The following is a 23,479-nucleotide window of genomic DNA, read 5'->3' as shown; positions in this document are numbered from 1 at the left end:
CGCTGCAACGACCGAGATAATTGACGAGTGTCGCATCAGCATGGATGATCAAGGAACCCCTTGGTAGATGTTGATGCGACCGATCGTCGGGGCAGGCAGTTCCGGAGCGGCAAACTGTGGAACGATCGAAACTCTCAGGAGACCTTTCTCCGGCACCTCGTCGAAACCTATCTGGGCTATGAGCGGCGTCAGATCGAAGCTCATCGTTACGCCACTGCTTACGTTGATACCATCCGAGCTGGACTCATCGAGACCGAACGTCGAGAAGCGGCCGACGGAGACAACACGAGGCTCTCCAGAAAGAAGTCGAGCTCCGACTTCGCCGTAGTCCACGAGCACCTGATAGATCGCAACGTTGTTAAGGCCCCGGATGTTCTCAAGGTTCAGATAAAGGCCGGACAATTGATCGGCTCCTCTGTTTTCCTGAACAAGCCGCTCGCTTTGGCTACGCAGCACTTGTTCATCCACCGTCACCTCGCTGGTGGTGGGCCCGGTTCCGAGCTTGATCTCGGTGCCATTGGTTCCAATCAGTTCCGTGTCTCGCTCCCGTCTTCCCTCTTCGATCCGATCTGCGGTCCGCCCCTCGGCTGCTCCGGCAATTGCCACCAGTGGGTCGGAGGTGTCGTCATAAACATAATCCAACATCGGATTGCTGGTGTCGACCACATCGATGCATGAGTAGTGCCACGCGCTTCCATCAGGGCGAGGCATTACGAACGGACGATCGAGCGGGCCTCCAAGCCAGTTAGTCTCTGTGGGATTGGTGTGGTTGGGTGAATTGCTCAACCAAACCGCCCAGAGCCGGTCTATATTGGCGTGATGGAGCCAGAAAATTGGATCCAGGCCCGCCGTCTCGAATGCGGACATCAACCCGCGCACGATGGTCCCGTCTTGGAGCCTGGCGGCGCCGCCTACGGCGGTGTGCACGCCTCCATGGCGCGCAATTTCCAAAGCGCCGGGAAAACCGGCCCTGTGACTAAGGATCGATCGACCGCCACCGAATCCGCCGGCGACCTCACCGAGCGGTGCAAATTTTCGCTCTCGAAGAGCCTCTAGGTCAACATCTTCTTCCGGCACTGTCGTGCTGTCGGTAATCGGATTGCCGAAACGAAACGGGGTGTACAGGGGGTTTGGCGCGCCATCCGGCGTTGTTTCCGCCAGGAAAGCCGGATGCACTTCTCGCGCGTGCGGATTGGAGGTCTCGCTGTAGTTCCAGTATGGCAACGCCCAGTCATCTGGCCCACCCTCCGCGGCAATCACTGAGCGGACAAGCTGTTCGAACGCGCTTACGCATCCGCGGTGCCAAGGGAGAAAATACCATGAGCCATGCTGGCATTTGTCCCAGAAGAGGTCCAGCTCGTGCCGCTCCGGCAGCTTATCCTCGGGCCTAAGAATTCCGAAAAGGCGCCAGGTTTCCTCGTTATGTCCGTGGATTCCAGCGAAAAACCGCCAGCTGGTTCGATCCGTCGCTGCTCGCACCTGCAAAATGCCAACCGCCTTGGCATACCACAAAAGGGTCTCATTCCAGTCTGGGCCGTCTGCCCAAACGCTCCTCCTGGTACGGCTCATCGCTTTACCTCCCGAATTCAGCCCGAAACACCATCCTGGATTGAATCACACTATAAAGTCCAGACCACACGAACACATTACTGCACCCAAAGTGGAAAGTTACGCTGAATGCGCGCGGTCGCGCAATTAGCGATGAGTTGCCGCAAGACAGCAGGCCAAGTCAGCAAACCCTTAGGCAAGCGGACGGGCACCTACGGCCAGTAACCAAGGCTGTCGGGGCGAGTGACCTCGAGGGCCAAACTTGCGATAACGACCGGGCCAACCGCCAACCTCAAGTCGAGGTGGCTTTCGAGTCGCCTCTTAACAGCAGGAGAGGCACCAATCGCATTGTGCTGGTCGATCGAGATTACAGCTTGGGTAGTAAGCCCTTCTCATATTTAGAATTTAAACGGTTGCTTCTTCTCGCCTTTTGCGGCCGAGCCCATAGTCAGCACATCACCAATCATCCTTGCAAACCTGACGGTCACTGGAAGACCATCGTTGAAATTGCATGAGTTAGAATTGATTTTGGTTAGTCCCATGATGTCGGCGAGGACACTCGACCTTGCGTCCCGCGGTTGCTGAAGAGTTACCAACGTCCTCTTGCTGCGATAATATTGCGTGGATTACCCTTCGCACCCAGTATGTCAGTGCTGAAGTTGAAACTACCTGTAGCTTTAAAATTTCCGACGAAGAACGCAATGTACTGAAGTGGCTTTCGGCCGCGCTTTGTGCGGATCAATCTGCTCGCGGAGGTCGGGGCGGTTGATCCTGTCGAGGGAATAGATAGCTTTCCGATCAACTGTAAGGACCGTCCCGATGGCGCAATTTCCACCAGCAATAGAGTTTTACCTTTCCGCAGACGGGTTGTCGGCCAAGGTAAGGGTGATCGCCGCGCATCGTGAGGTTCTGCTAGCCGCGGAAACGGAGATGTTGCTTGTGGCGAAGGGCGGTGCCGATGATGTGGATGTCGCTCATCGATATGAGCTGCGGGTTCATGCCTTTCTTCTCAAAGCTTGTCGGGAAAGCGGCCCTGCTGATGGCCCCTCCGTCTTCTCCACCTGGCTAGCCAACCAATGGCTCGCAGAAGAGACCATGAGTGCAAAGGTCAGGCTGATACAGCACTGGGGCGACCCGCTTCTTACCGCAGGGATAAGGGCTAGCCTTGATGTTGCCTCGATGGTGGCCTCCAATCCGGACGAGGCACTAACACTGGCTTGGCATGCTGATCTCTTGACGCGATGCCGCGAATGCGGCGTGGAGGAAGGTACAAGAGCTCATTTGGCAGAAGCGGGCGAGGTACCAACGACGCTGAAAGCAGCCATGTCGAGTGCTCTCCGTCCCCCCCGTTCGAATGAGGAATTAAGCGCGTATCATCAGGAGCTCGGCGCACTGGCTGAGGACAAATCGCGCGAGGGGCTCAGCAGAAGTCACGCCATCTGCCGTATGCTACTCGACGGTTTGCCAAGTAGTGGGCCAGACGATCTTCTTGGACTACGCGCTTCGCTTGATGTTACGGCCGCAACTGCGATGCTGCTGTTGTTGGAAGGTGTTGCTCTGCATACGAAGTCCGTTGATCTGGCCATCGCGGAGACCCATGCGCTCTTCGACGAGGCGCGATCAATATACCGCCGGCTTAAGCGCGACAGAGAGGCGGCAATGACAGCCCAAAACAAGGCAAATCTGTATCTGCTCCAGTACGATTTCGGCGACACGGTGGCAGGCGATCTGGCCCAAGTACTGTATAATGAAGCGCTAGCAGCTTTCCGCCGTTTGAAGTGCGACTATGAGGTCGCGACGACAGCGCTAAGCAAGGCCTTGCTATATGGGAGGCACTACAAGGGTGGCGAGGCAGCAGCAGCCGACCTGGCCCATGTGTTTTATGAGGAGGCACTGGCAATCTTCCGCCGATCGGAGCGCGACGTCGAGTTGGCGACGACCGCGCGTGGCAGTGCCGATTTGTACCTGAGCCAGTACGAGGCTGGCGATTCGACGGTGGCTGGCCTGGCCCATGTTCTCTATGACGACGCGCTATCGGTTTACCGCCGGCTGAAGCGCGACATCGATGTGGCATTGACCGCGCAAAACAAGGCCGTTCTGTTTCTTAGACAGTACCGGGCCGGCGATATGGCGGCGGCCGGTCTGGCCCATACGCTCTTTGACGAAGCGCTATCTGTTTACCGCCGGCTGAAGCGCGACGTCAATGTGGCAATGACCGCGCAAAACAAGGCAAATCTGTGCATGTTCCAGTATGAGGCCGGCGATGCTACGGCAGCCGTTTTGGCACATGCGCTCTTTGACGAGGCCCTGAAGATCTGCCGGGCGCTGAAGCTCGACGCCGACGTGGCTATGACCGCGCAAAACAAGGCCAGTCTCTATGGGCACCAATATGATGCCGGCGATGCGGCGGCGGCCACTCTGGCCCATGCACTTTACGACGAGGCGCTCGAAATCCGCCGACGGCTGAAGCGCGAGGTTGAGGTGGCGCAGACGGCTCAGAATAAGGCCATTCTGTATGCGAGCCAATATGAAGCCGGCGATATGGCGGCGGCCGGTCTGGCCCATATGCTCTATGACGAGGCGCTGAAGATCCGCCATCGGCTGATGCGCGGTTTTGAAGCGGCGATGACTGCGCAGAACAAGGCCAATCTTTATGCTCGCCAATATGAAGCCGGCGATATGGCGGCAGCCCGTCTGGCCCATATGTTCTATGACGAGGCGTTGCGGGTGCTTCCGAAGGGTGCGCCCTATCTGACCCATTTAATGATTCTCAATAACCGCCTGTTCCTTTTTCAGGCGGAGCAGCGACTGGATGCTGTTGCGGAGGCGGCTGAGGTAATCCTATCGCAGACGAGTGCAGCACTTGTATCGATTCCCGACCGGCCCTCGCGCAACCGCCTGCTAACACAAATCGCTGGCGTCGGGCGCCGCGGGGCCTGGGCCGCGCTATCGCTGGACGATCCGTCGCGTGCGATCAACCTGCTCGAGGCCGGTCATGCTCAACAACTGGGTCAGCGCCTGCGTGAGAGCGAGGCGCAACTCAGTTTCGAAGAACGAGCTGCACTGGTTGCCGGCCGCACCGGCCTTTCCTCCGCCGAAAATGCCGAACTTGCAGCCACCTTGGCCTGTGGCGACGCCACTGCGGCCTTGGAGAGTATGGGAGATGATCCATGCATGGTATCGGCAGCTCAGGATAGGCTGGCAACCACCCGCGTAAACCAAGAGCGGGCTATAAAATCGTTGCGCGACGCCCATGGACAATTCTTTACACTCCTCAAACGTCTCGGCCTTGATAAGCTCGCCGTGGGACCACCTACAGCTGAGGAGCTTCGCGCGAGATTGGGTGACGCGTTGCTGCTCCAGCCGGTCTGGGGTAAGGAGGGAGGAGCGCTGCTGCTCCTTGCGCCTACCCGCCCGGACTGGCAGGTGATCCCGGTTCCCGCCATGACAGAAAAGGCCATCAACGACCTTGTGGCAGCGCATCTCCACGATGTGGTGGCCTTCCAAAACGGCGAGATAGAGGCCTTTGCGGTCTCGCTGGCCAAGCGTCTTGGCTGCCCGCAGGAATTGGAGACGGATCATTCGGGCAAGAATATTCGGGCGGACAACGGAAAGAACAGCGGACCTGGGGTCAGTATCCTGTGGACGCTGATGATGGAACCACTTTATGATGCTCTTGAAGCCTGTGGACTTATCCCTGCTGCAGGGGCGCCGATTGCGCCCGAGGCAGTTCTGTGCCTGCCTGCCGAGCTGGCGGTGCTGCCATGGTCGGCGGTGCACCATCCGGTTACGGGGCGAATGGTCTTCGAGGACTATGCGCTGCGCCTAGTGCCAAGCCTTGCATCCGTCATCACGGCGGCGGGTCGGGCCAGCCGGCCCCATGATCGCTCAGCGGTTCTGGTACATGACCCCCTCGGCGACCTGACATTGCCCAGCCATCCGGCAAAGCCGCTTTTTGCCGACAGTCCATATCGAGAACTTGGCGGAGGTCCCGAGGCTTATCCGGCTCCTGTGCCGGCCACTCGGGAGGCCTTGTGCAAAGCAATTGATGACCTGCGTCCGGGCTATGTTCTCTATCTCGGCCATTCCGGTTGGGATATCAACGACGCTGAAGGCAGCGGGATCGAGCTTGCCGCCGTCGAGCCGGGGACGGGCAAGCCGATGGCCACACAACTGGGACGAAGTGTGATCTGGCAGCCCGAGATCGTGAAGCCGGCCCAAATCCGCGATATGGCGCTTGGCGCGACGCGCCTTGTGTTTCAGGCCAGTTGCAGCGGCGCAGGCCTCAGCATGAAAGTTGCTCGCGATGAAATGACTGGGCTTCCCGCCGCATGGCTGGAGGCCGGAGCCGCGAGCATGATTTCCAACCTCTATACTGTGCAGGCCGGCCCGTCGGCGTTCCTGTCGCACAGGGTAGTTCAACTCATGCTGGAGGAGGGCCTAGATCCTGTCCAAGCGCTGCGGCGCGCCCAGATGATTCTTCACAGCGACTTCACAGGCGCAATGAACCTCGTGCAAATGCTGGGTAAGCCCAATATGCGAACGGGCGACATTGGATCAACCTCTGACACCGGCCGGCTCTATCCGATACCTAACATCGCTGCCTGCGTCCTCTACGGTGCGTGAAGCATGACCGCATCACACCTCGTTCTACAGCCAAACCCGGCAAAACACTACCGATGCGCTTTCTCTCGGCGCCGATATCGCTCCGAAAACTAGTATTTAATGCTCTGTCCTGCCTCGATGGGATGTTCGGCTTTTAAACGGCGTTCAGTGAGGTTGGCAAGCACTCCTTCCAACTGGCCTTGCTGATCATCGCTCATGCATCCACTTATCAAAGACAGCAGCGCCACCCACGGCTGCGAAGCTCGATGCAAACAGGGGAGTTGCCGCGTACGACCGACATTCACTGGAGGATGCGTTGGGGGACACCACTACCGGACAAGCTATGAACCGCACCGGGTTTGCCGGAGGCTCCAACTCTTGAGTAGGATGGAGCATCATGAGCAAGACAACGAACAAGTTTTCCCCAGAAGTGCGCGAGCGGGCCGTGCGGCTGGTTCTGGACAACGAGGGCCAGCACGCCTCCCGCTGGCAGGCGGTCATGTCGATCTCGGCAAAGATCGGCTGCACGCCGCAGACGCTGAACGATTGGGTCAAGAAGGCTGAGGTCGACAGCGGCAAACGCGCAGGCGTCCCAACCGATATGGCCGAGAGGATGAAGGCGCTTGAGCGGGAGAACCGCGAACTGCGCCAGGCGAACGAGATCCTTCGCAAGGCGTCAGCGTATTTTGCGATAGCGGAACTCGACCGCCGGTCGAAGTGATGGTGGGATTCATCGACGCGCATCGGAATGCGCATGGGGTCGAGCCGATCTGCAACATGCTGCCGATTGCCCCGTCCACCTATTACGATCATCTGGCGAAGCGGGCCGATCCGGCACGGCTGTCGGATCGGGCGCGCCGGGACGAGGCTCTGCGCCCCGAGATCCTTCGCGTGTTCGAGGAGAACTGGCGGGTCTATGGCGTCCGGAAGGGCTGGCGACAGCTTGGTCGGGAAGGCTTCGATGTCGCGCGATGCACGGTGGCACGGCTGATTGTGTTTCGGCGTGGAATATTGACCCCTCTGGCGGGGTGACCGGCGTCCAATTTTGACCCCTCTCAGATTTCATCTGACCATCCGTCTTTTGACGGCGGATGGAGAGGGAGTTGAAGCGAGTGGATACGATTGCGCGTGTTCGCCGGGCCTTCCATGTTCAGGGCTGGTCGGTGAAGAAGATCGTCCGGGAGCTGCATGTGTCGCGCAACACGGTCCGCAAGATACTGCGCTCCGATGAGACCGATTTCTCCTATGAGCGTGAGCGGCAGCCACTTCCGAAGACGGGAGCCTGGAAGGCTGAGATCGAGCGCTTTCTCGCGGCCAATGAAGGCAAGCCGTCGCGCGAGCGGCTGACCTTGATCCGGATTTACGAAGAGCTTCGGGCGCTCGGTTACGATGGCAGCTACGATGCGATCCGGCGCTATGCGAAGACTTGGTCGAAGAACCGGGGAGCTGTGACGGCGGAAGCCTACGTGCCGCTCTACTACGCTCCAGGCGAGGCCTACCAGTTCGACTGGAGCCACGAGATTGTGCTGATCCAAGGCGTGACGACGACGGTGAAGGTTGCTCATGTCCGGCTCTGCCACAGCCGGATGATGTTTGCGCGAGCTTATATGCGCGAGAGTCAGGAGATGGTGTTCGACGCCCACGACAAGGCCTTCGCCTTCTTCCGGGGCACCTGCATGCGCGGCATCTACGACAACATGAAGACGGCGGTGGAGGCTGTGTTTGTCGGCAAGGAGCGGCAATATAATCGCCGCTTCCTGCAGATGTGCAGCCACTATCTCGTTCATCCGGTTGCCTGCACGCCCGCCTCCGGCTGGGAGAAGGGCCAGGTCGAGAACCAGGTCGGCCTCGTGCGCGAGCGCTTCTTCACGCCACGCCTGCGGGTCAAAAGCCTGGAAGAATTGAATGTCTGGCTGCTCGATAAATGCATTGCCTATGCCAAGGCGCACAGCCATCCGGAGCAGACCGACCAGACGATCTGGCAGATGTTCGAAGCCGAACGCGGCAGCCTCGTGCACTACGTCGGTCCGTTCGACGGCTTCCACTGTGTCCCAGCTTCGGTGTCGAAGACCTGCACGGTCCGCTTCGACAACAACAAATACTCGGTTCTGTCGACCGCCGTCGGCCACCCTGTCGAAGTCCATGCCTATGCCGACCGGATCATCGTTAAACAGGATGGTGTTGTTGTCGCCGAACACCGGCGTAGCTTTGGCCGAGGTGAGACCGTCTATGACCCCTGGCATTATGTCCCGGTCCTGGCTCGCAAGCCTGGCGCTCTTCGCAACGGCGCACCGTTCCGGGAATGGGTCCTGCCCGCCGCGATGGAGAAGGTGCGCAAGCGGCTGAAGAGCACTGATGACGGTGACCGGCAGATGGTCACCATCCTCGGCTGCGTTCCCGCCGATGGTCTCGCGGCTGTCGAAGCTGCTTGCCAGGAAGCACTCGATCACGGCGTCTGCTCGGCCTCGGTCATCATCAACATTCTGGCTCGCAGTCGTGACCCGGCTCCGGCCGCAACCCTGCAAATCCCGGATGCGCTTCGGCTTACCCATGAGCCGGTCGCCGACTGCGCCCGTTACGACAGGCTCAGGAGGGCAAGTTGATGGAACGCACACAGGTTCTTGAGCTGATGAGCACACTGAAGCTCTACGGAATGCGCAGTGCCTATGACGAGGTCATGGGCAATGGCATTAAGCGGCAACACGAACCACCGCGCATCGTTGGGGACCTTCTGCAGTCGGAGATCGCCGAGAAGCAGGCACGCTCCATTCGCTATCAGCTCAGCATCGCCAAACTGCCGCTGGCCAAGGATGTCGACGACTTCGACTTCGCCGACACGCCCGTCAATGATTCCCTGGTGCGGGAGCTGGCTACAGGCACCTTTGTTGCCGATCAGCGCAATGTCGTCCTCGTCGGCGGCACGGGGACAGGAAAGACCCACCTTGCAATCGCCATTGCACGAGCGCTCATCCGTAGCGGAACGCGGGGCCGCTTCTTCAACGTCGTTGATCTCGTCAATCGACTGGAAACAGAGACCCGTAATGGCAAGCAGGGTCGGATGGCAGACTACCTCACACGTCTCGACTTCATCATCCTCGATGAACTCGGCTATCTGCCATTCGCGCAAGCCGGTGGTCAGCTCCTGTTCCACCTGATCAGCAGGCTCTACGAGCGCACCTCGATCATCGTAACGACAAACCTGGCCTTTGGCGAATGGCCGTCAGTGTTCGGCGACGCAAAGATGACGACGGCGCTCCTCGATCGGCTCACCCATCACTGCGAGATCATCGAGACCGGAAACGAATCCTGGCGCTTTAAAAACCGGTCTCAAAGCTAAAGCCGAAGGTCCCCATCACCCGCACTTGGCCCGCCCTCTGCAATCCCGGCCAGCGCCGGGCAGGCCAAGCGCTGATCGCCTACAGGGGGTCAACATTGGACGCCGATAAGGGGTCAGTTTTGTGCGCCGGTTGACATGGCTGATGAAGAGCATGGGTATTCAAGGCATCATACGCGGCAAGCCGCACCGGACGACGATCCCTGACAAGAAGGCGCCGTGCCCGCTGGACACGGTGAACCGGCAGTTCCGCGTGCCAGCGCCGAACATGCTCTGGGTCAGCGACTTCACCTATGTCGCCACGTGGAAGGGGTTCGTCTATGTCGCCTTCGTCATCGATGCCTATGCCCGCCGCATAGTGGGCTGGCGCGTCAGCACCTCGGCCCATGCGGGTTTCGTCCTCGATGCCCTCGCACAGGCAGTCCATGAACTCCGCCCGACCAAAGGTATGGGACTGGTTCACCACAGCGACCGCGGCAGCCAGTATCTGTCTATACGCTACACTGAACGCTTGGCCGAAGCGGGTATAGAACCCTCGGTCGGAAGCGTCGGCGACAGCTATGACAATGCGCTGGCCGAGACGATCAACGGACTCTTCAAGGCCGAGGTCATCCACCGTCGTGGTCCGTGGCGCAGCTTCGAGACCGTCGAATACGCAACCCTCGAATGGGTCGACTGGTTCAATAACCGCCGCCTGCTGGAGCCCATCGGGAACATCCCGCCCGTCGAAGCCGAGGCGAACTTCGACGCCGCCCTGGACGCTGAACACATGGCCGCGTAACTAACCGAAATCAGCCTCCGGCAAACCCGGTGCAGTTCACTATCTGAATATAGCTCAATGCTTACGCTTATCGAGCATCCGACAAGAAGATCGATACTTCCATTGTGGACAACGAATATGACCACACACTTTCGATCCGAGAGAACCTCAATGCCCTCCCCGTCGATTACGAATATGACTTTATCGAAGCCTCTGGGAACGTCCTGATTTTGACGGAAGGGACGTCCGACACGAAGATACTGTCGCGAGCAATCCGGGCGATGTATCCGGAATTCGCAGATATGTATGAGTTCATCGACTTCGAGGAGTTTAAGATCGAGGGCGGCGTCTCGGCTGCAACCAAGATGATCAAGGCGTTCGCCGGGGTCCGGTTGTCGCAGAAGACCATCGGTCTCTTCGACAATGACGCAGCGGGGTGGGAGCAGAAAAACCTCCTGGATCGGATGACCAATCTGCCCCCTTCGATCCGGGTGATGGTCCTCCCTGATGTTGAGATCGGCAAAGACTATCCGACGCTCGGTCCCGAAGGTCTTAGGGGTATGGACATAAACGGATCAGCATGTTCCATCGAGCTTTTCCTGGGACGCAAAGCCATCTCCGATGAGAGCGGGAACCTACGGCCTGTTCGATGGACGGCGTGGAATAAGGCTGCTGGCAGATATCAAGGCGAGCTTGAGAACAAGAACGCGGCTACCCAGCACTTCCTCGATGCCCTGAAGGCTGGCGGAGACCCGGCGAGTTTTCGGGCTCAGTTTCCGGAGATGGATGACCTATTGAACTATATATTCCAGGCTTTTCACGGTTGAAGGAAGGTACGTCAATGAATTGGGTTAGACTAAGCTATCTGAACGGCGTCAGCAGTATTGAGCGCGCCTACCGTGAAAGCGTCAGGGCCTTTGAAGCTGAAGGCGCAAGGTCGGGAGAGCGCTGGCAGCGGCTGCGGTCGGAGCCTGACTTTGATGCAGATGATGAAGAAACCCGACACCATGCTGAACACCTTGGAGAGATCGCGCTGCAATCAGAGCAATCAGTCAAAGCGGTTCGCGAAGCCTTCGCCCTCATCCTGTATCACTATTGGGAACAGCGAGCCTGCTTCCACCTGAACGTAAAACACTACAACCAACAGAACGTTTTCGACAAGGCTTCCGATTTCTTCAAAATCGAGACAGTCGGGATTGATCGCCTGCGTCAAATTGTGAACATGCTCAAACATGGCAAAGACGAGCTTTTCAAAAATGAGCCTGGGTTATTCGACCAAACGCTGATCCCACAAATGCCTCTCTCCGAAGATGAGCTCGGGCCGGAAGCGTTTCATTATCGAAATGCATTACGCCTCTCAGCCGCTGACCTCGATGCAGCATTCGTAGCCGTAAAAGCGTCGGGTCCGTCCAGTGAGTACCCTCCAGAAGAAGATGATGAGGAGACTGTCGCCTCATGAGGGATGGTCGATCTCCAATGAGACCTGTTCGTTTTCATGATTGGCCGGAAATTCGAATGAGAAGTCGGCCTCGATCTCCGGGGCATATCCCTCGGACACGCCGCAAGATCGTAGCTGTTTGGCGTACTGGATCGTGGCTTTGGACTACTGCCGGATAGCATGTCGTGCTGTAGCGTGGTTGCGGGGGCGTGCAACCATCTTAACTTGCGATCATCGCACCCGCCTTATGCTCTACTAAAATCTCTTCCTACCGGCGACCGTAGCTGCCTATTTCGTACCGCAGCGTAGCTATGGCCACATAATTTATAACGAAATGGCCTCCGGCAAACCGGTGCGATTCACAACCCTCTCGTGCTCGTCTTCGGGTTACCAGCAGCCCCGCCCGATCTAGAAATTATGTTGAAAAACCGATACTTCCTTGATTTCGGAAGTTTTGTGGTGCATTGTGATGCTGTAATCTGCACGGAGCATCCATGGCAAGACCAAGAGGGCAAAAACATCCGGTTAGACTGAGCGTTAGCTTGGATGAGAAGGACCATGCGGTCATCTCTCGTCTTGCTGCCGATATGAATCTGTCGGCTGCATGGGTCGTGCGCCGCGCGGTTTCCGAATTTGTTGCACGGCATGATGATGGCGCGCAGTCCGAACTTCCGCTGTCAAAGCGCGCATCGAAAGAATACCGGTAATGGCATTTATCCCACTTCAGCTCGACGACGAGGTTTCAATCGAGGAGACCTGGGGATCAATCGTTGACGACGTGAAGAGAGAATACCTCTCCGAGCAACAGAATTACCCGTGGATCATTGGCTTTTCGGGTGGCAAAGACAGCACGGTTGTCACCCACGCCGTGTTCGAAGCTTTGCTCGACATCTCACCATCAAAGCGTACTCGACCAATTCACATCGTTTCGAACGACACGATGGTCGAATCGCCGTTGGTGATCAGTCATCTCGATCAGGTGAGTGCTAGGATTGCGGAAGCCGCAGAAAGCTTGGATCTTCCAATTACCGTTGCGAGAACTAAGCCCGATCCCGACAAAACCTTTTGGGTTTTGCTAATTGGGAAGGGATACCCAAGCCCTAACATGACTATGCGTTGGTGTACGGATCGACTGAAAATTCAGCCTACAAGCGGATACATCAAAGATAAAGTTTCAGAATCCGGCGCGGCAATTGTAATTCTGGGTGTGCGCCGTGACGAGAGCCAGTCGCGCCAGCGCTCGATTGATAAGTGGCAGAATGGGCGTGGGGGCAATTTATCGCCGCATGAACGTTTGCCAGGTGCGCTGATCTACAGGCCCATCGTTGATTTAGGGTTAGAAGATGTCTGGGAAATCCTCGGGACCTACCACGCCCCTTGGGGCGGGGACCACAGTTCGCTGATCAAGCTCTATAGAGACTCCGAAGGGGGAGAATGCCCCGTTGTTCTTAGCGCTGATGAAGCACCTGGTTGCGGTACATCGAATAGCCGATTCGGATGCTGGACATGCACGGTTGTCGAGAAAGACAAGAGCCTGCAGGGTTTCGTTGATGCTGGCAAACACGAATTTAAGCCCCTAATCGATTTTCGAGACTGGCTGCGCTCCATCCGCAACAACCCTGAGATGCGTCAGATTGTAAGGCGCAATGGAAAGCTGTCGTTTGACTTGAATGGAAAACACATCCCAGGTCCTTTCACAATTCAAGCGCGTCGGGAAATCCTCGCTCGTCTGCTCGATGTCCAGGAGAGCTTTGGCGACAAGCTCATCAATGAGGACGAGCTGAAGCTAATCTATCGGCATTGGGCTGAAGAATTGCAGGCGCAGGGGGCCTTGGTGAATGTCTGACGTTTTTGCAGAAGAGGCGCAGCTCAACGATTTGCCGCTATGGGCCGACGAAGAAGCTAGCCGAGTTTTGAGTGAAATTGCCCAAGCAAACAACGTTCCAGTTGACGTTTTGGCTGAACTTGTTGCTTTGCAAAGAGCTCGACAGCATCAAGAGCGCGCTGCGGGGATATACCAGCGTATCGAAGAGATCCTTGGACGAATGGATTGAGGGCGAGGCATACAGGGCATGTGGATTTCTAAAATCGAACTGGTTTGCTTCAAATCATATCAACGACAGGAATTTGAGTTTCCTGAACCCGCTGATGGTCGCAACGTCGTGCTCATCGGCGGACTGAATGGTTACGGCAAGACCTCCATCCTCGAAGCCCTTTACCTTTGCCTCTATGGCAAGGATGCGATGTCGCATCTCGCGCGCGCCGGCTTGAAGACCGACGAATCCAGAGGCTATCCGACTTTTCTGGAGAAAGCCTTCAACGGCGAAGCTTTGCGCGATGGGCGAGATACGATGATGGTCAAGGTAGTGATACACCGGACCAAGAGCAAAGCCGTTGAAATCGCTAGGAAGTGGTATTTTAGGTCGAACGGCAGTTGGACTGACGAAGAGGCTACCTATCGTGAAATTCTTCGCGGCGTGCCGCAACTACCGCGCTCGGACGGCCGGAACTCATTTCATTTGTCCGAAGCCTTGGATGAGTTTTTCGTGCCGGCCCACGTTGCCCCATTCTTCTTTTTCGACGGCGAAGAGGTAAAGAAGCTCGCCGATCAAGGTAGAGTGGAGCAGGTGAAACAGGGCCTTGAAGGCCTGCTCGGGGTAGTACTGCTACGAAACCTCGCCGACCGTTTGAAGCAGTTCGAGCGCTCGAAACGCGAGACTGTCGCGAATGTGGATGAAGACCGGTTATCGCTCCTCTTCAACCAGCTCTCTGAAAACGAACGCACGGCCGCCGAACTCAAAAGGAAGCTAGATGATGCTCGTCAGCAGCGCGGTCGGCTTGATGGTGAGTTTCAGTCTCTCCTTGAGCGCGTGACCGCGGCAGGCGGTGGCGGTGGGGACACTGCTACCTATAAAGACTTAATCGAAGAAAGAGAGCAGCTCCGTGCACAGTTGCGGGACACGCACCGGAAACTCGAAGACTTTCTTGCAGTGCGCCTTCCCTTTCATTTGGTCTCGAAGGACTTGGTGGTGGCTTATGAGACGCAATTGAAAAAAGAACAGCGGTGGTTCCAGTGGGAAGCTGAAAAACGCGCGCTCGAACCTCGGCAACTCGAATTCAAGTCAGCTTATGAGAGCCAGTCTAGTCCGGCGATAGATCCTCCTTTGACAGAAGAGCAACTTGAAGCGATCCGCAGCAGAATGAATGCCGCGTGGGCGAGCTTGTTTTATCCGCCACCTAATGACTGTGCGGATGTGATCGACCACGACTACCTTTCCTCGACAGAGCGCGAAAGGGTGATCTCCACGCTCGGAAACATGTCGCTCGGCTATCAAGAGATCCAGGATGTCCTGAGAGCAGAGGCCGACCTCACAGATCGTATTGACGATCTCGGGCGAAAAATCACCCGCCTAGAAGGTATTGATCGCGACGGCACGTTGGCGTCTTTGACCGTTGAATTAAAGAACGTACAGGATCGGATGACTGCCCTGGACGACGAGTGGCGATCAGACGACCGCCGTCTGGTTGCGCTGGATGCCCAGATTTCCTCGCAACGCGCGGATTACGAGCGCGAGCGTCGTAAGCTCGACGAGTCTTCACCGGCCCGCGCGATCATCGAGCGATCGGATCGCGTAAGGAAGGTCATTGAGGCCGTTATACCCGCCCTCTTTCCGCTAAAGGTGAAGGAATTGGCTGCTAATATGACGTTAGTCTACAAGCAGTTAGCCCACAAAGATCAGGTTTCCAAAATTGAAATCAAAGACGATGGGACAACTATCATCCTTGGCAAGTCGGGTAAGCCACTCGCCTTTGATCGATCTGCTGGCGAGAACCAGATATTTGCAACGGCTCTCATCGCTGGCCTCGCGCGAGTCTCCGGCGTAAAAGCCCCGCTTGTCGTTGATACTCCGCTGGGGCGCCTTGATAGTAGGCACCGGCAAAATATCCTGAAATATTGGACAGGAGAGAAGAACCGTCAAGTCATCCTTCTAAGCCAAGATGAGGAAATAGACGCCGGGTTCCTTGAGCGGATTCGTGATAATATTTCGAAGACCTATCTTCTTGAACACTCCGATGTTGGCGACGGGATTGGGCGGACTAAAGCTTTTGAGGACAAGTACTTCCTCGAGGAAGTTGCATGAATAATATCAGTCTTCAGCAAATCATGTCTGCGCGCTTTCGCACTTCTACTCACGCCGACAATTTAACCAAGATGTTAATGGAGGTTCTTGGTTTATCAACCAAAGCCGCGGTTGCGAGATTGGCGATCGGCCGATCGCTTTCACTTGGTGCACTAGCCGATGAGCAAGTTGACGCGAAAGGGCTTGAAATACCTGCATCATCGCTCTTCACCCAGGATGATGTCGCGATATGGGTGGGCTTGATCCTAACACATGCTAGGACATTCGGAATCGCTGCTACCGAAGGAATGGATACATTTCGCAGCCAACTGCGGCAGCATTGGCATCGCGGAGCAGGCCTGCTCTACGAAGACTGGAAGAGTAGCAACGAAGATTTCGATAACTTCGTCGGTACGCTGGTGAAACGCAGGGCCGATCTTCCCGATCGGAGTGGGTACCCGCAAGAGGTCACACGGGAGCGGTCCGAAGAAGCGTCGCCAACGGATCAATCCTCCCAACTTACCCGTGCGCTGTCCGAGATCGGCATTAACGCCGAGGTCAAGGGCGTGATCCATGGACCTCGATTGTCGCGCTACAGGGTTGCGCTCCGAGACGTCAACCAAATTGACAAGCTTAGGCGCGGCTTGGAGCCATTGGCGCTTGCGATGAGCCTTCAGCAGCATATGCCAACACTGAGCGCTGGCGACGAGGCGCGGATCGTAGTGATCGACGTCCCTCGTCCGCGTTCGACTTGGAAAAACGCTGGTAAGCGGGAACTACTTGATGCTCTTCGGGCGATCCCCGTGAATGGCGATGATTTGATTGTCTGCCCAGGCGTCGACGTAGTCGGCAAGCCGCTTCAGTTCGACCTAAGAACATCGCCTCATTTACTGGTCGGCGGTGCGACGGGCCAGGGCAAGAGCGTTTGCGTGCATGCCCTGCTGATCTCATTAATCGCCAAGCATAGCCCTGCATCGCTTCGCTTGGCGTTGCTTGACCCAAAGCAAGTAGAATTCGGTGTTTATGCCAATTCACGTTTTCTCTGGCAGGACAAGATCGCCATTGGCGGCGGCGCCTGCCGGACAATGGTCGAAGATCTCGTTACAGAAATGGACGATCGTTATCGGCGACTTAGCGAACTTGGCGTCAACAATATCGCGGAGGCCGCTCGCAAAGGAATGCACGTCCCATATATTGTCGCCTGTATCGACGAACTGGCCGACCTGGTTATTCAGGACCGTGATCTCGAGCAAAAAATCGTTCGCCTGGCCCAGTTGGCGCGCGCGGCAGGGATCCATCTCATCTTGGCGACGCAACGACCAGATGCTAAGACGTTCAGCGGCCTACTGCGCAGCAACGTTCCGGCCCGAATCGCCCTCACCGTCCAAAAGTCGACCGAGTCCCAGATCATCCTCGATGAGCCGGGCGCAGAGGATTTGCTCGGCGCGGGCGACATGATCGTGAAGCTATCAGGGACTGAGACCTTGCGAGCACATGGATATTTTCTGTCCCTAGCAGATGTAGAAAGCGTGATGCGTAAATGAGTGCGAACGAAGAGACCATCTACCTCTTGGACATGAAGGGGCTTCGTTGTCCTATTCCAGTCGCCCGCACAAGAAAGGCCGTCAGGAAGCTGCCATCGGGCACGCAAATACGTGTAGAATGTACCGATCCGCTCGCCGACATTGATATCCCGCACATGGTTAACACCGATGGCCACCAGTTGCTAGATAAAGGTGCCATCGACGGGGTGCGATGGTATTTGATACGCTTAAGCTGAGCTTCCTATTGAGACAAAACTACCGTCCGCCACTTTATCTCTGATCTACCCAGAAGATCCTCGCGTTCTCCGAACTCTTGCAACTTAAGGCCGAGGGGTCTGCTGAGGTCGCGAAGTTCCTCGACTGTGACAGGATAAATCTCGCGCGCCGGATCAGGGGGGCCTAGACGGAGCGTAATATATATCTTGCCTGCGGAAGTAAGCAGAAGCTTTAGCCGCGCTAGGGCTTGGAGGCGGTCTTTGGGATGAATATGCATCCACACTGCGCTCAACACGATCCAGTCAAATCGTTGCGACGTTAGCTTATCTAGTTTCGGCAGCCTGTCATCTATCCAATGGACCGACGTATTTGGGTGAAGGTGCGTTGCAAGGGCTCGAAACGAGGCGGCGGGTTCTATTGCGACGACGCTATGACCGTTCATTGCCATCCAATTGACGTCTCTACCTGTGCCAGCACCGACGTCAAGGACGGCTTTGGGCGGTTTTCCCCCAAGTTCATTAAAGAGAACCGGATGCGCTTGTTCAAATGGAATTAGCTCATAGTTCTCAGCGAGGTCTTTCGCTTGACGCTCGTAGAACGCTACCGCCCGCGAGCTGCTAGTGTCTCCTATCCATCCAGCGCTTTTCATCGTTCCTATCATCAATACAGAACTTGTTACTGCCGCAAGAAAAAGAAGCAGCTGGAATATAGATCGTACCATGAAGGGCCTTGTGAGGAAGCCTGCACCTGGCGCTCCTACGAAGCCGGCGGCGTTGAACGCCTCTAACCAATCCAGATGTCTCTGCATCACGTAGCGCAGCCTGAACAGAACCACCAGTAATCCAAGATTTGCTACCGCAGCAAGGGCCAGCAGAGAAATCTGAAAAAGTGGCGATGCTTCCGACTTTGACACCCCAAACCAAAGGCCACCTGTGAGCGTCATGGCAATCAGTGGAATTTGCCACATTTGCTGGTTCAAAGACCGGAAGCTCTCGGTATTTAAATTATAAGCAGCCAGCAGTTTTTGTTCTTCAAGATCGGACAACGTCACCTACCCTAACACGGAAATGAGACGGTATAACCATTATCATGGCCGCTTTATTCGATTTGGAAGCCGAACTACGCTGACGTCCTGGCCCTGCGCCTCTGCATAGTCTTTGCGCAATTCAGTGACTTTCTGACTGTCAAAACCTAGCATGTATCGAAGCAACCGGATCGATAACCGCGTTCGGCCTGACAGGATTTTTTCCTCTGTTGCGCTGTATAAAACTCCAACGTAGGGACGGCTGGTAAATTGCCTCGGCAGCAAGGTAAGGACATCGATCGCTTTTGGCAGCGATCCCTCCTCATTCTTTAGCGCCGGCAAAAGCTTGAGGAAAATCTCCAAGCCAACGGACCGGAACAGTATGTTGCGATTAACGTGTCGCTCCAATCGTATTACGTTCCGTGCATCTACCCCGGCTTGCGAGAAATAGTCTTTCAATTCAGGGAATGCATTGATGAAGCTTTCGAGGAAGCGAACGACGCCTTTGTAATACTTTTCGAGGTCGTCATCCTTAGGACGCTGATACTTCAGCCTCGCCCTCGCGTCACGGTCCAGAGATAACGTGAGATGATTAAGCGTATATGTTACAAGATCGTATAACTTTATGATTGTCATAAAATATTTTGAATCAGATGCCGGTAAATTAGTCGCGCCATATTCTGTTTTTATTTGACCATTGGAAAAGTATGGATGATTTTCGACTAATCTTCTGGTGATTATCGCTGCCGTATCCGACTCATCCAATGCGATAATCTCAGATTTATTCACTGGTATTGCGGTTTTGTTAAGCGTTGTAAAAAGTTTGCGCGTTCTCTGGCGGCCAAGATCGGTCAATTTGTGCGAAACAAATAGCACCGTTACCTTTTCATCTGCCAGTTCACGTTTTTGCTCCACAGCGAGTTTAATCCCGGCAAGCCGATGCTGCCCATCGAGCGCAAAAAGAGTCTCTTTTCCTGATAAATGAAGGTACCCAAAACTAGACTGAGCCCAAGGCGGAATCTTTGTAGAATAGCGTCTGGAACGGCTTTGAGAAGAAACCTGAACGTCAAACTCCATGAATTCGGGATCGCCACCATATACAGCGACAACCAAAGCGTTAAAAAAATGCTCGGGATCGCCAACCAAATATTTTGCAATCTCCGTCGGACGTCCGTCTTTCAGAGCTCGTTGAATTAGATCTGACAGCTGTTTACCGTCTCTCATCTCGTTGACTACGCTGGCGAACTCTATGTAATCTGCAGCGTCCTGCATCCTCATAACGGTGCTATAATATTGCCAGTCACCCATTTCGGCTGAGAGAGCTGGCAGATAGATGGATGCCCGTGTCATGAGAATGCCTTCCTTATAGGACGGGTCGTTGCGTTGAAGTCTGCTATATTAGCATCAGGCCACAGGGCTGAAATAAGTTCAGATTCCAGTGATTTAATATCAAATGCTGTTGGATCAACCTGGCAGTAATAGAAACGAACGTATCCGTTATAACGAAAAAGGTAGGTTCCCACCTTTCTTCGAATATTGACTTTCAATTCTTCTAGATATTCTTTGTATCGCTGCCACAGAGTTCTGGATGCGGAAGCCGTCGCTCCAACTTCGCCCACGTAGAATAGCCACGAGCTAGGTGGAAAATCTACATGGGATGGCTGAACCGCAAACGCGTAGAGTCCGGGCACCTTGGGGACTTGAGCGCGAGATTTTTCATCAAATGGTACATATTGCCAGGTTAGCGGCGTAGCAGATTTATAGCTATTCCATGAGCCCGGGTGAAGAATTGCGTTCTCAGTGTGTATCTTCACGTCGTCCACTAGTTGAGCGAATACGTCGGCCGGAATCCTTTTCGATCCCTTCTGTTTTGCCTGTGTTCTCTTCGGCGCCTTACTCACAAAGTCCCCACATTTTCAAATCCACCGCATATATAGCCGTACTTAATCTAAAATCGTTGCATTTCCATTATTTTACAACCTGGCTGCGGCGACCAAAGAGCGCCCATGCCCGAATCCTCCCTCTCCCCGTCATCTCCCTGAGCCCCAGCTCCAAAGCAATCCACCGGCCGCCTGCGGCATGACCCCGAGCGTCTTCACTACCATCCCGGCCGACACCAGCGGCGGGTCAGCCCACTGCCCTCCCGGGCGAACCGATCGGCCACCGTTTTCGGAATTGAACAAGCGGTTGTCACAATGATCGGCAAATCGAGCTCCTCCGCGCACGTCTGGATGCTTGCATTCAAGAAATAATCAAGCGACCGATGATGCAGCTCCCCATCTAGACCCTTGGTACTTGAGGTCGCTTTCAAGCTCAACGCCTCTCGCCGGATTCCATACCCCACGGCCTCGACATCATCGCGGATCGGAAGGCGCGGCCGTACATCGAAAACCGTTTTGTGGAGTTCTGTGTTTCGGCGTGGAATATTGACCCCTCTGGCGGGGTGACCGGCGTCCAATTTTGACCCCTCTCAGATTTCATCTGACCATCCGTCTTTTGACGGCGGATGGAGAGGGAGTTGAAGCGAGTGGATACGATTGCGCGTGTTCGCCGGGCCTTCCATGTTCAGGGCTGGTCGGTGAAGAAGATCGTCCGGGAGCTGCATGTGTCGCGCAACACGGTCCGCAAGATACTGCGCTCCGATGAGACCGATTTCTCCTATGAGCGTGAGCGGCAGCCACTTCCGAAGACGGGAGCCTGGAAGGCTGAGATCGAGCGCTTTCTCGCGGCCAATGAAGGCAAGCCGTCGCGCGAGCGGCTGACCTTGATCCGGATTTACGAAGAGCTTCGGGCGCTCGGTTACGATGGCAGCTACGATGCGATCCGGCGCTATGCGAAGACTTGGTCGAAGAACCGGGGAGCTGTGACGGCGGAAGCCTACGTGCCGCTCTACTACGCTCCAGGCGAGGCCTACCAGTTCGACTGGAGCCACGAGATTGTGCTGATCCAAGGCGTGACGACGACGGTGAAGGTTGCTCATGTCCGGCTCTGCCACAGCCGGATGATGTTTGCGCGAGCTTATATGCGCGAGAGTCAGGAGATGGTGTTCGACGCCCACGACAAGGCCTTCGCCTTCTTCCGGGGCACCTGCATGCGCGGCATCTACGACAACATGAAGACGGCGGTGGAGGCTGTGTTTGTCGGCAAGGAGCGGCAATATAATCGCCGCTTCCTGCAGATGTGCAGCCACTATCTCGTTCATCCGGTTGCCTGCACGCCCGCCTCCGGCTGGGAGAAGGGCCAGGTCGAGAACCAGGTCGGCCTCGTGCGCGAGCGCTTCTTCACGCCACGCCTGCGGGTCAAAAGCCTGGAAGAATTGAATGTCTGGCTGCTCGATAAATGCATTGCCTATGCCAAGGCGCACAGCCATCCGGAGCAGACCGACCAGACGATCTGGCAGATGTTCGAAGCCGAACGCGGCAGCCTCGTGCACTACGTCGGTCCGTTCGACGGCTTCCACTGTGTCCCAGCTTCGGTGTCGAAGACCTGCACGGTCCGCTTCGACAACAACAAATACTCGGTTCTGTCGACCGCCGTCGGCCACCCTGTCGAAGTCCATGCCTATGCCGACCGGATCATCGTTAAACAGGATGGTGTTGTTGTCGCCGAACACCGGCGTAGCTTTGGCCGAGGTGAGACCGTCTATGACCCCTGGCATTATGTCCCGGTCCTGGCTCGCAAGCCTGGCGCTCTTCGCAACGGCGCACCGTTCCGGGAATGGGTCCTGCCCGCCGCGATGGAGAAGGTGCGCAAGCGGCTGAAGAGCACTGATGACGGTGACCGGCAGATGGTCACCATCCTCGGCTGCGTTCCCGCCGATGGTCTCGCGGCTGTCGAAGCTGCTTGCCAGGAAGCACTCGATCACGGCGTCTGCTCGGCCTCGGTCATCATCAACATTCTGGCTCGCAGTCGTGACCCGGCTCCGGCCGCAACCCTGCAAATCCCGGATGCGCTTCGGCTTACCCATGAGCCGGTCGCCGACTGCGCCCGTTACGACAGGCTCAGGAGGGCAAGTTGATGGAACGCACACAGGTTCTTGAGCTGATGAGCACACTGAAGCTCTACGGAATGCGCAGTGCCTATGACGAGGTCATGGGCAATGGCATTAAGCGGCAACACGAACCACCGCGCATCGTTGGGGACCTTCTGCAGTCGGAGATCGCCGAGAAGCAGGCACGCTCCATTCGCTATCAGCTCAGCATCGCCAAACTGCCGCTGGCCAAGGATGTCGACGACTTCGACTTCGCCGACACGCCCGTCAATGATTCCCTGGTGCGGGAGCTGGCTACAGGCACCTTTGTTGCCGATCAGCGCAATGTCGTCCTCGTCGGCGGCACGGGGACAGGAAAGACCCACCTTGCAATCGCCATTGCACGAGCGCTCATCCGTAGCGGAACGCGGGGCCGCTTCTTCAACGTCGTTGATCTCGTCAATCGACTGGAAACAGAGACCCGTAATGGCAAGCAGGGTCGGATGGCAGACTACCTCACACGTCTCGACTTCATCATCCTCGATGAACTCGGCTATCTGCCATTCGCGCAAGCCGGTGGTCAGCTCCTGTTCCACCTGATCAGCAGGCTCTACGAGCGCACCTCGATCATCGTAACGACAAACCTGGCCTTTGGCGAATGGCCGTCAGTGTTCGGCGACGCAAAGATGACGACGGCGCTCCTCGATCGGCTCACCCATCACTGCGAGATCATCGAGACCGGAAACGAATCCTGGCGCTTTAAAAACCGGTCTCAAAGCTAAAGCCGAAGGTCCCCATCACCCGCACTTGGCCCGCCCTCTGCAATCCCGGCCAGCGCCGGGCAGGCCAAGCGCTGATCGCCTACAGGGGGTCAACATTGGACGCCGATAAGGGGTCAGTTTTGTGCGCCGGTTGACAT

Annotated in this window: 16 protein-coding genes, 3 pseudogenes and 1 other annotated feature; of the genes and pseudogenes, 15 read left to right on the top strand and 4 right to left on the bottom strand. The window is 56.2% G+C overall.

Translation table 11 applies throughout. From position 1 onward, the window contains the following. Positions 1–48: 48 nt before the first annotated feature. Positions 49–1,569, bottom strand: coding sequence for a tyrosinase family protein (locus NOF55_RS23160; RefSeq protein WP_306413504.1), 1,521 nt, complete (start codon positions 1,567–1,569; stop codon positions 49–51). 798 nt (positions 1,570–2,367) lie between these two features. On the opposite strand from NOF55_RS23160, the gene NOF55_RS23155 reads away from it, so the two are divergent. The 13 genes and pseudogenes from NOF55_RS23155 to NOF55_RS23095 all read left to right on the top strand — a co-directional run bounded on the left by NOF55_RS23155 (position 2,368) and on the right by NOF55_RS23095 (position 17,586). Then, on the top strand, positions 2,368–6,174 hold the full coding sequence (locus NOF55_RS23155; RefSeq protein ID WP_306413503.1) for a CHAT domain-containing protein: 3,807 nt from the start codon (positions 2,368–2,370) through the stop codon (positions 6,172–6,174). Between the two features lie 376 nt (positions 6,175–6,550). Next, positions 6,551–7,146 (top strand): annotated as a pseudogene (locus NOF55_RS23150) (IS3 family transposase); the annotation flags it as partial. Further along, positions 6,832–6,948 (top strand) — a sequence feature (AL1L pseudoknot). (Overlaps the previous pseudogene by 117 nt.) Before the next feature lie 110 nt (positions 7,147–7,256). Continuing rightward, complete coding sequence (gene istA / locus NOF55_RS23145) at positions 7,257–8,756, top strand: IS21 family transposase (protein ID WP_370869054.1); 1,500 nt, start codon at positions 7,257–7,259, stop codon at positions 8,754–8,756. Continuing rightward, a complete protein-coding gene (istB, locus tag NOF55_RS23140) occupies positions 8,756–9,490 on the top strand; it encodes an IS21-like element helper ATPase IstB (RefSeq protein WP_306413492.1) in 735 nt (244 codons plus the stop codon). Before istA (NOF55_RS23145) ends, istB (NOF55_RS23140) begins: the two co-directional genes overlap by 1 nt. Before the next feature lie 139 nt (positions 9,491–9,629). Then, positions 9,630–10,268, top strand: a pseudogene (locus tag NOF55_RS23135) (IS3 family transposase); the annotation flags it as partial. 104 nt (positions 10,269–10,372) lie between these two features. Further along, entirely contained in the window at positions 10,373–11,074 is a 702-nt protein-coding gene (locus tag NOF55_RS23130) for a hypothetical protein (RefSeq protein WP_306413502.1), read from the top strand. Between the two features lie 14 nt (positions 11,075–11,088). Next, positions 11,089–11,706, top strand: coding sequence for a hypothetical protein (locus NOF55_RS23125; RefSeq protein WP_306413501.1), 618 nt, complete (start codon positions 11,089–11,091; stop codon positions 11,704–11,706). Between the two features lie 473 nt (positions 11,707–12,179). Next, a complete protein-coding gene (locus NOF55_RS23120) occupies positions 12,180–12,392 on the top strand; it encodes a ribbon-helix-helix protein, CopG family (RefSeq protein ID WP_306413500.1) in 213 nt (70 codons plus the stop codon). Then, positions 12,392–13,531 (top strand): DNA phosphorothioation system sulfurtransferase DndC, encoded by a 1,140-nt coding sequence (gene dndC, locus NOF55_RS23115; protein ID WP_306413499.1) that lies wholly within the window; start codon positions 12,392–12,394, stop codon positions 13,529–13,531. The genes NOF55_RS23120 and dndC overlap by 1 nt, the downstream gene beginning before the upstream one ends. Further along, positions 13,524–13,739 carry a DNA modification system-associated small protein gene (locus tag NOF55_RS23110; RefSeq protein WP_306413498.1) on the top strand — a complete coding sequence of 72 codons (216 nt, stop codon included), beginning with the start codon at positions 13,524–13,526 and terminating at the stop codon, positions 13,737–13,739. Before dndC ends, NOF55_RS23110 begins: the two co-directional genes overlap by 8 nt. A gap of 18 nt (positions 13,740–13,757) precedes the next feature. After that, on the top strand, positions 13,758–15,827 hold the full coding sequence (dndD, locus tag NOF55_RS23105; RefSeq protein WP_306413497.1) for a DNA sulfur modification protein DndD: 2,070 nt from the start codon (positions 13,758–13,760) through the stop codon (positions 15,825–15,827). Then, entirely contained in the window at positions 15,824–17,350 is a 1,527-nt protein-coding gene (locus NOF55_RS23100; protein ID WP_306413496.1) for a DNA translocase FtsK, read from the top strand. Before dndD ends, NOF55_RS23100 begins: the two co-directional genes overlap by 4 nt. Further along, positions 17,347–17,586: a sulfurtransferase TusA family protein gene (locus NOF55_RS23095; RefSeq protein WP_306413495.1), complete on the top strand. Its 240-nt coding sequence runs from the start codon at positions 17,347–17,349 to the stop codon at positions 17,584–17,586. The genes NOF55_RS23100 and NOF55_RS23095 overlap by 4 nt, the downstream gene beginning before the upstream one ends. A 5-nt stretch (positions 17,587–17,591) precedes the next feature. On the opposite strand, the gene NOF55_RS23090 is transcribed toward NOF55_RS23095, so the two are convergent. From NOF55_RS23090 to NOF55_RS23465, 3 genes and pseudogenes are all read right to left on the bottom strand, one after another. Next, entirely contained in the window at positions 17,592–18,611 is a 1,020-nt protein-coding gene (locus NOF55_RS23090; RefSeq protein ID WP_306413494.1) for a class I SAM-dependent methyltransferase, read from the bottom strand. A gap of 42 nt (positions 18,612–18,653) precedes the next feature. Further along, positions 18,654–19,940 carry a DGQHR domain-containing protein gene (locus tag NOF55_RS23085; protein WP_306413493.1) on the bottom strand — a complete coding sequence of 429 codons (1,287 nt, stop codon included), beginning with the start codon at positions 19,938–19,940 and terminating at the stop codon, positions 18,654–18,656. Between the two features lie 618 nt (positions 19,941–20,558). After that, positions 20,559–20,713 (bottom strand): annotated as a pseudogene (locus NOF55_RS23465) (helix-turn-helix domain-containing protein); the annotation flags it as partial. A 395-nt stretch (positions 20,714–21,108) separates the two neighbouring features. On the opposite strand from NOF55_RS23465, the gene istA (NOF55_RS23075) reads away from it, so the two are divergent. Beyond that, entirely contained in the window at positions 21,109–22,608 is a 1,500-nt protein-coding gene (istA, locus tag NOF55_RS23075; protein WP_370869054.1) for an IS21 family transposase, read from the top strand. Next, the gene (gene istB / locus NOF55_RS23070; protein WP_306413492.1) at positions 22,608–23,342 is read left to right on the top strand and encodes an IS21-like element helper ATPase IstB; all 735 of its coding nucleotides are present in this window, start codon (positions 22,608–22,610) and stop codon (positions 23,340–23,342) included. The genes istA (NOF55_RS23075) and istB (NOF55_RS23070) overlap by 1 nt, the downstream gene beginning before the upstream one ends. The last annotated feature ends 137 nt before the right edge of the window (positions 23,343–23,479 follow it).

This window comes from Ectorhizobium quercum (genome assembly GCF_026552795.1).
GTDB lineage: Bacteria > Pseudomonadota > Alphaproteobacteria > Rhizobiales > Rhizobiaceae > Ectorhizobium > Ectorhizobium quercum.
Note: the sequence above shows the minus strand (reverse complement) of the source record. Positions and strands in the feature narration are given on the sequence as shown.

Bases quoted from the DNA above. Each gene is read 5' to 3' on its own strand.
- NOF55_RS23160 (WP_306413504.1), bottom strand. From the start codon at position 1,569: ATGAGCCGTACCAGGAGGAGCGTTTGGGCAGACGGCCCAGACTGGAAT.
- NOF55_RS23155 (WP_306413503.1), top strand. From the start codon at position 2,368: ATGGCGCAATTTCCACCAGCAATAGAGTTTTACCTTTCCGCAGACGGG.
- istB (WP_306413492.1), top strand. From the start codon at position 8,756: ATGGAACGCACACAGGTTCTTGAGCTGATGAGCACACTGAAGCTCTAC.
- NOF55_RS23125 (WP_306413501.1), top strand. From the start codon at position 11,089: ATGAATTGGGTTAGACTAAGCTATCTGAACGGCGTCAGCAGTATTGAG.
- NOF55_RS23120 (WP_306413500.1), top strand. From the start codon at position 12,180: ATGGCAAGACCAAGAGGGCAAAAACATCCGGTTAGACTGAGCGTTAGC.
- dndC (WP_306413499.1), top strand. From the start codon at position 12,392: ATGGCATTTATCCCACTTCAGCTCGACGACGAGGTTTCAATCGAGGAG.
- NOF55_RS23110 (WP_306413498.1), top strand. From the start codon at position 13,524: ATGTCTGACGTTTTTGCAGAAGAGGCGCAGCTCAACGATTTGCCGCTA.
- dndD (WP_306413497.1), top strand. From the start codon at position 13,758: ATGTGGATTTCTAAAATCGAACTGGTTTGCTTCAAATCATATCAACGA.
- NOF55_RS23100 (WP_306413496.1), top strand. From the start codon at position 15,824: ATGAATAATATCAGTCTTCAGCAAATCATGTCTGCGCGCTTTCGCACT.
- NOF55_RS23095 (WP_306413495.1), top strand. From the start codon at position 17,347: ATGAGTGCGAACGAAGAGACCATCTACCTCTTGGACATGAAGGGGCTT.
- NOF55_RS23085 (WP_306413493.1), bottom strand. From the start codon at position 19,940: ATGACACGGGCATCCATCTATCTGCCAGCTCTCTCAGCCGAAATGGGT.
- istB (WP_306413492.1), top strand. From the start codon at position 22,608: ATGGAACGCACACAGGTTCTTGAGCTGATGAGCACACTGAAGCTCTAC.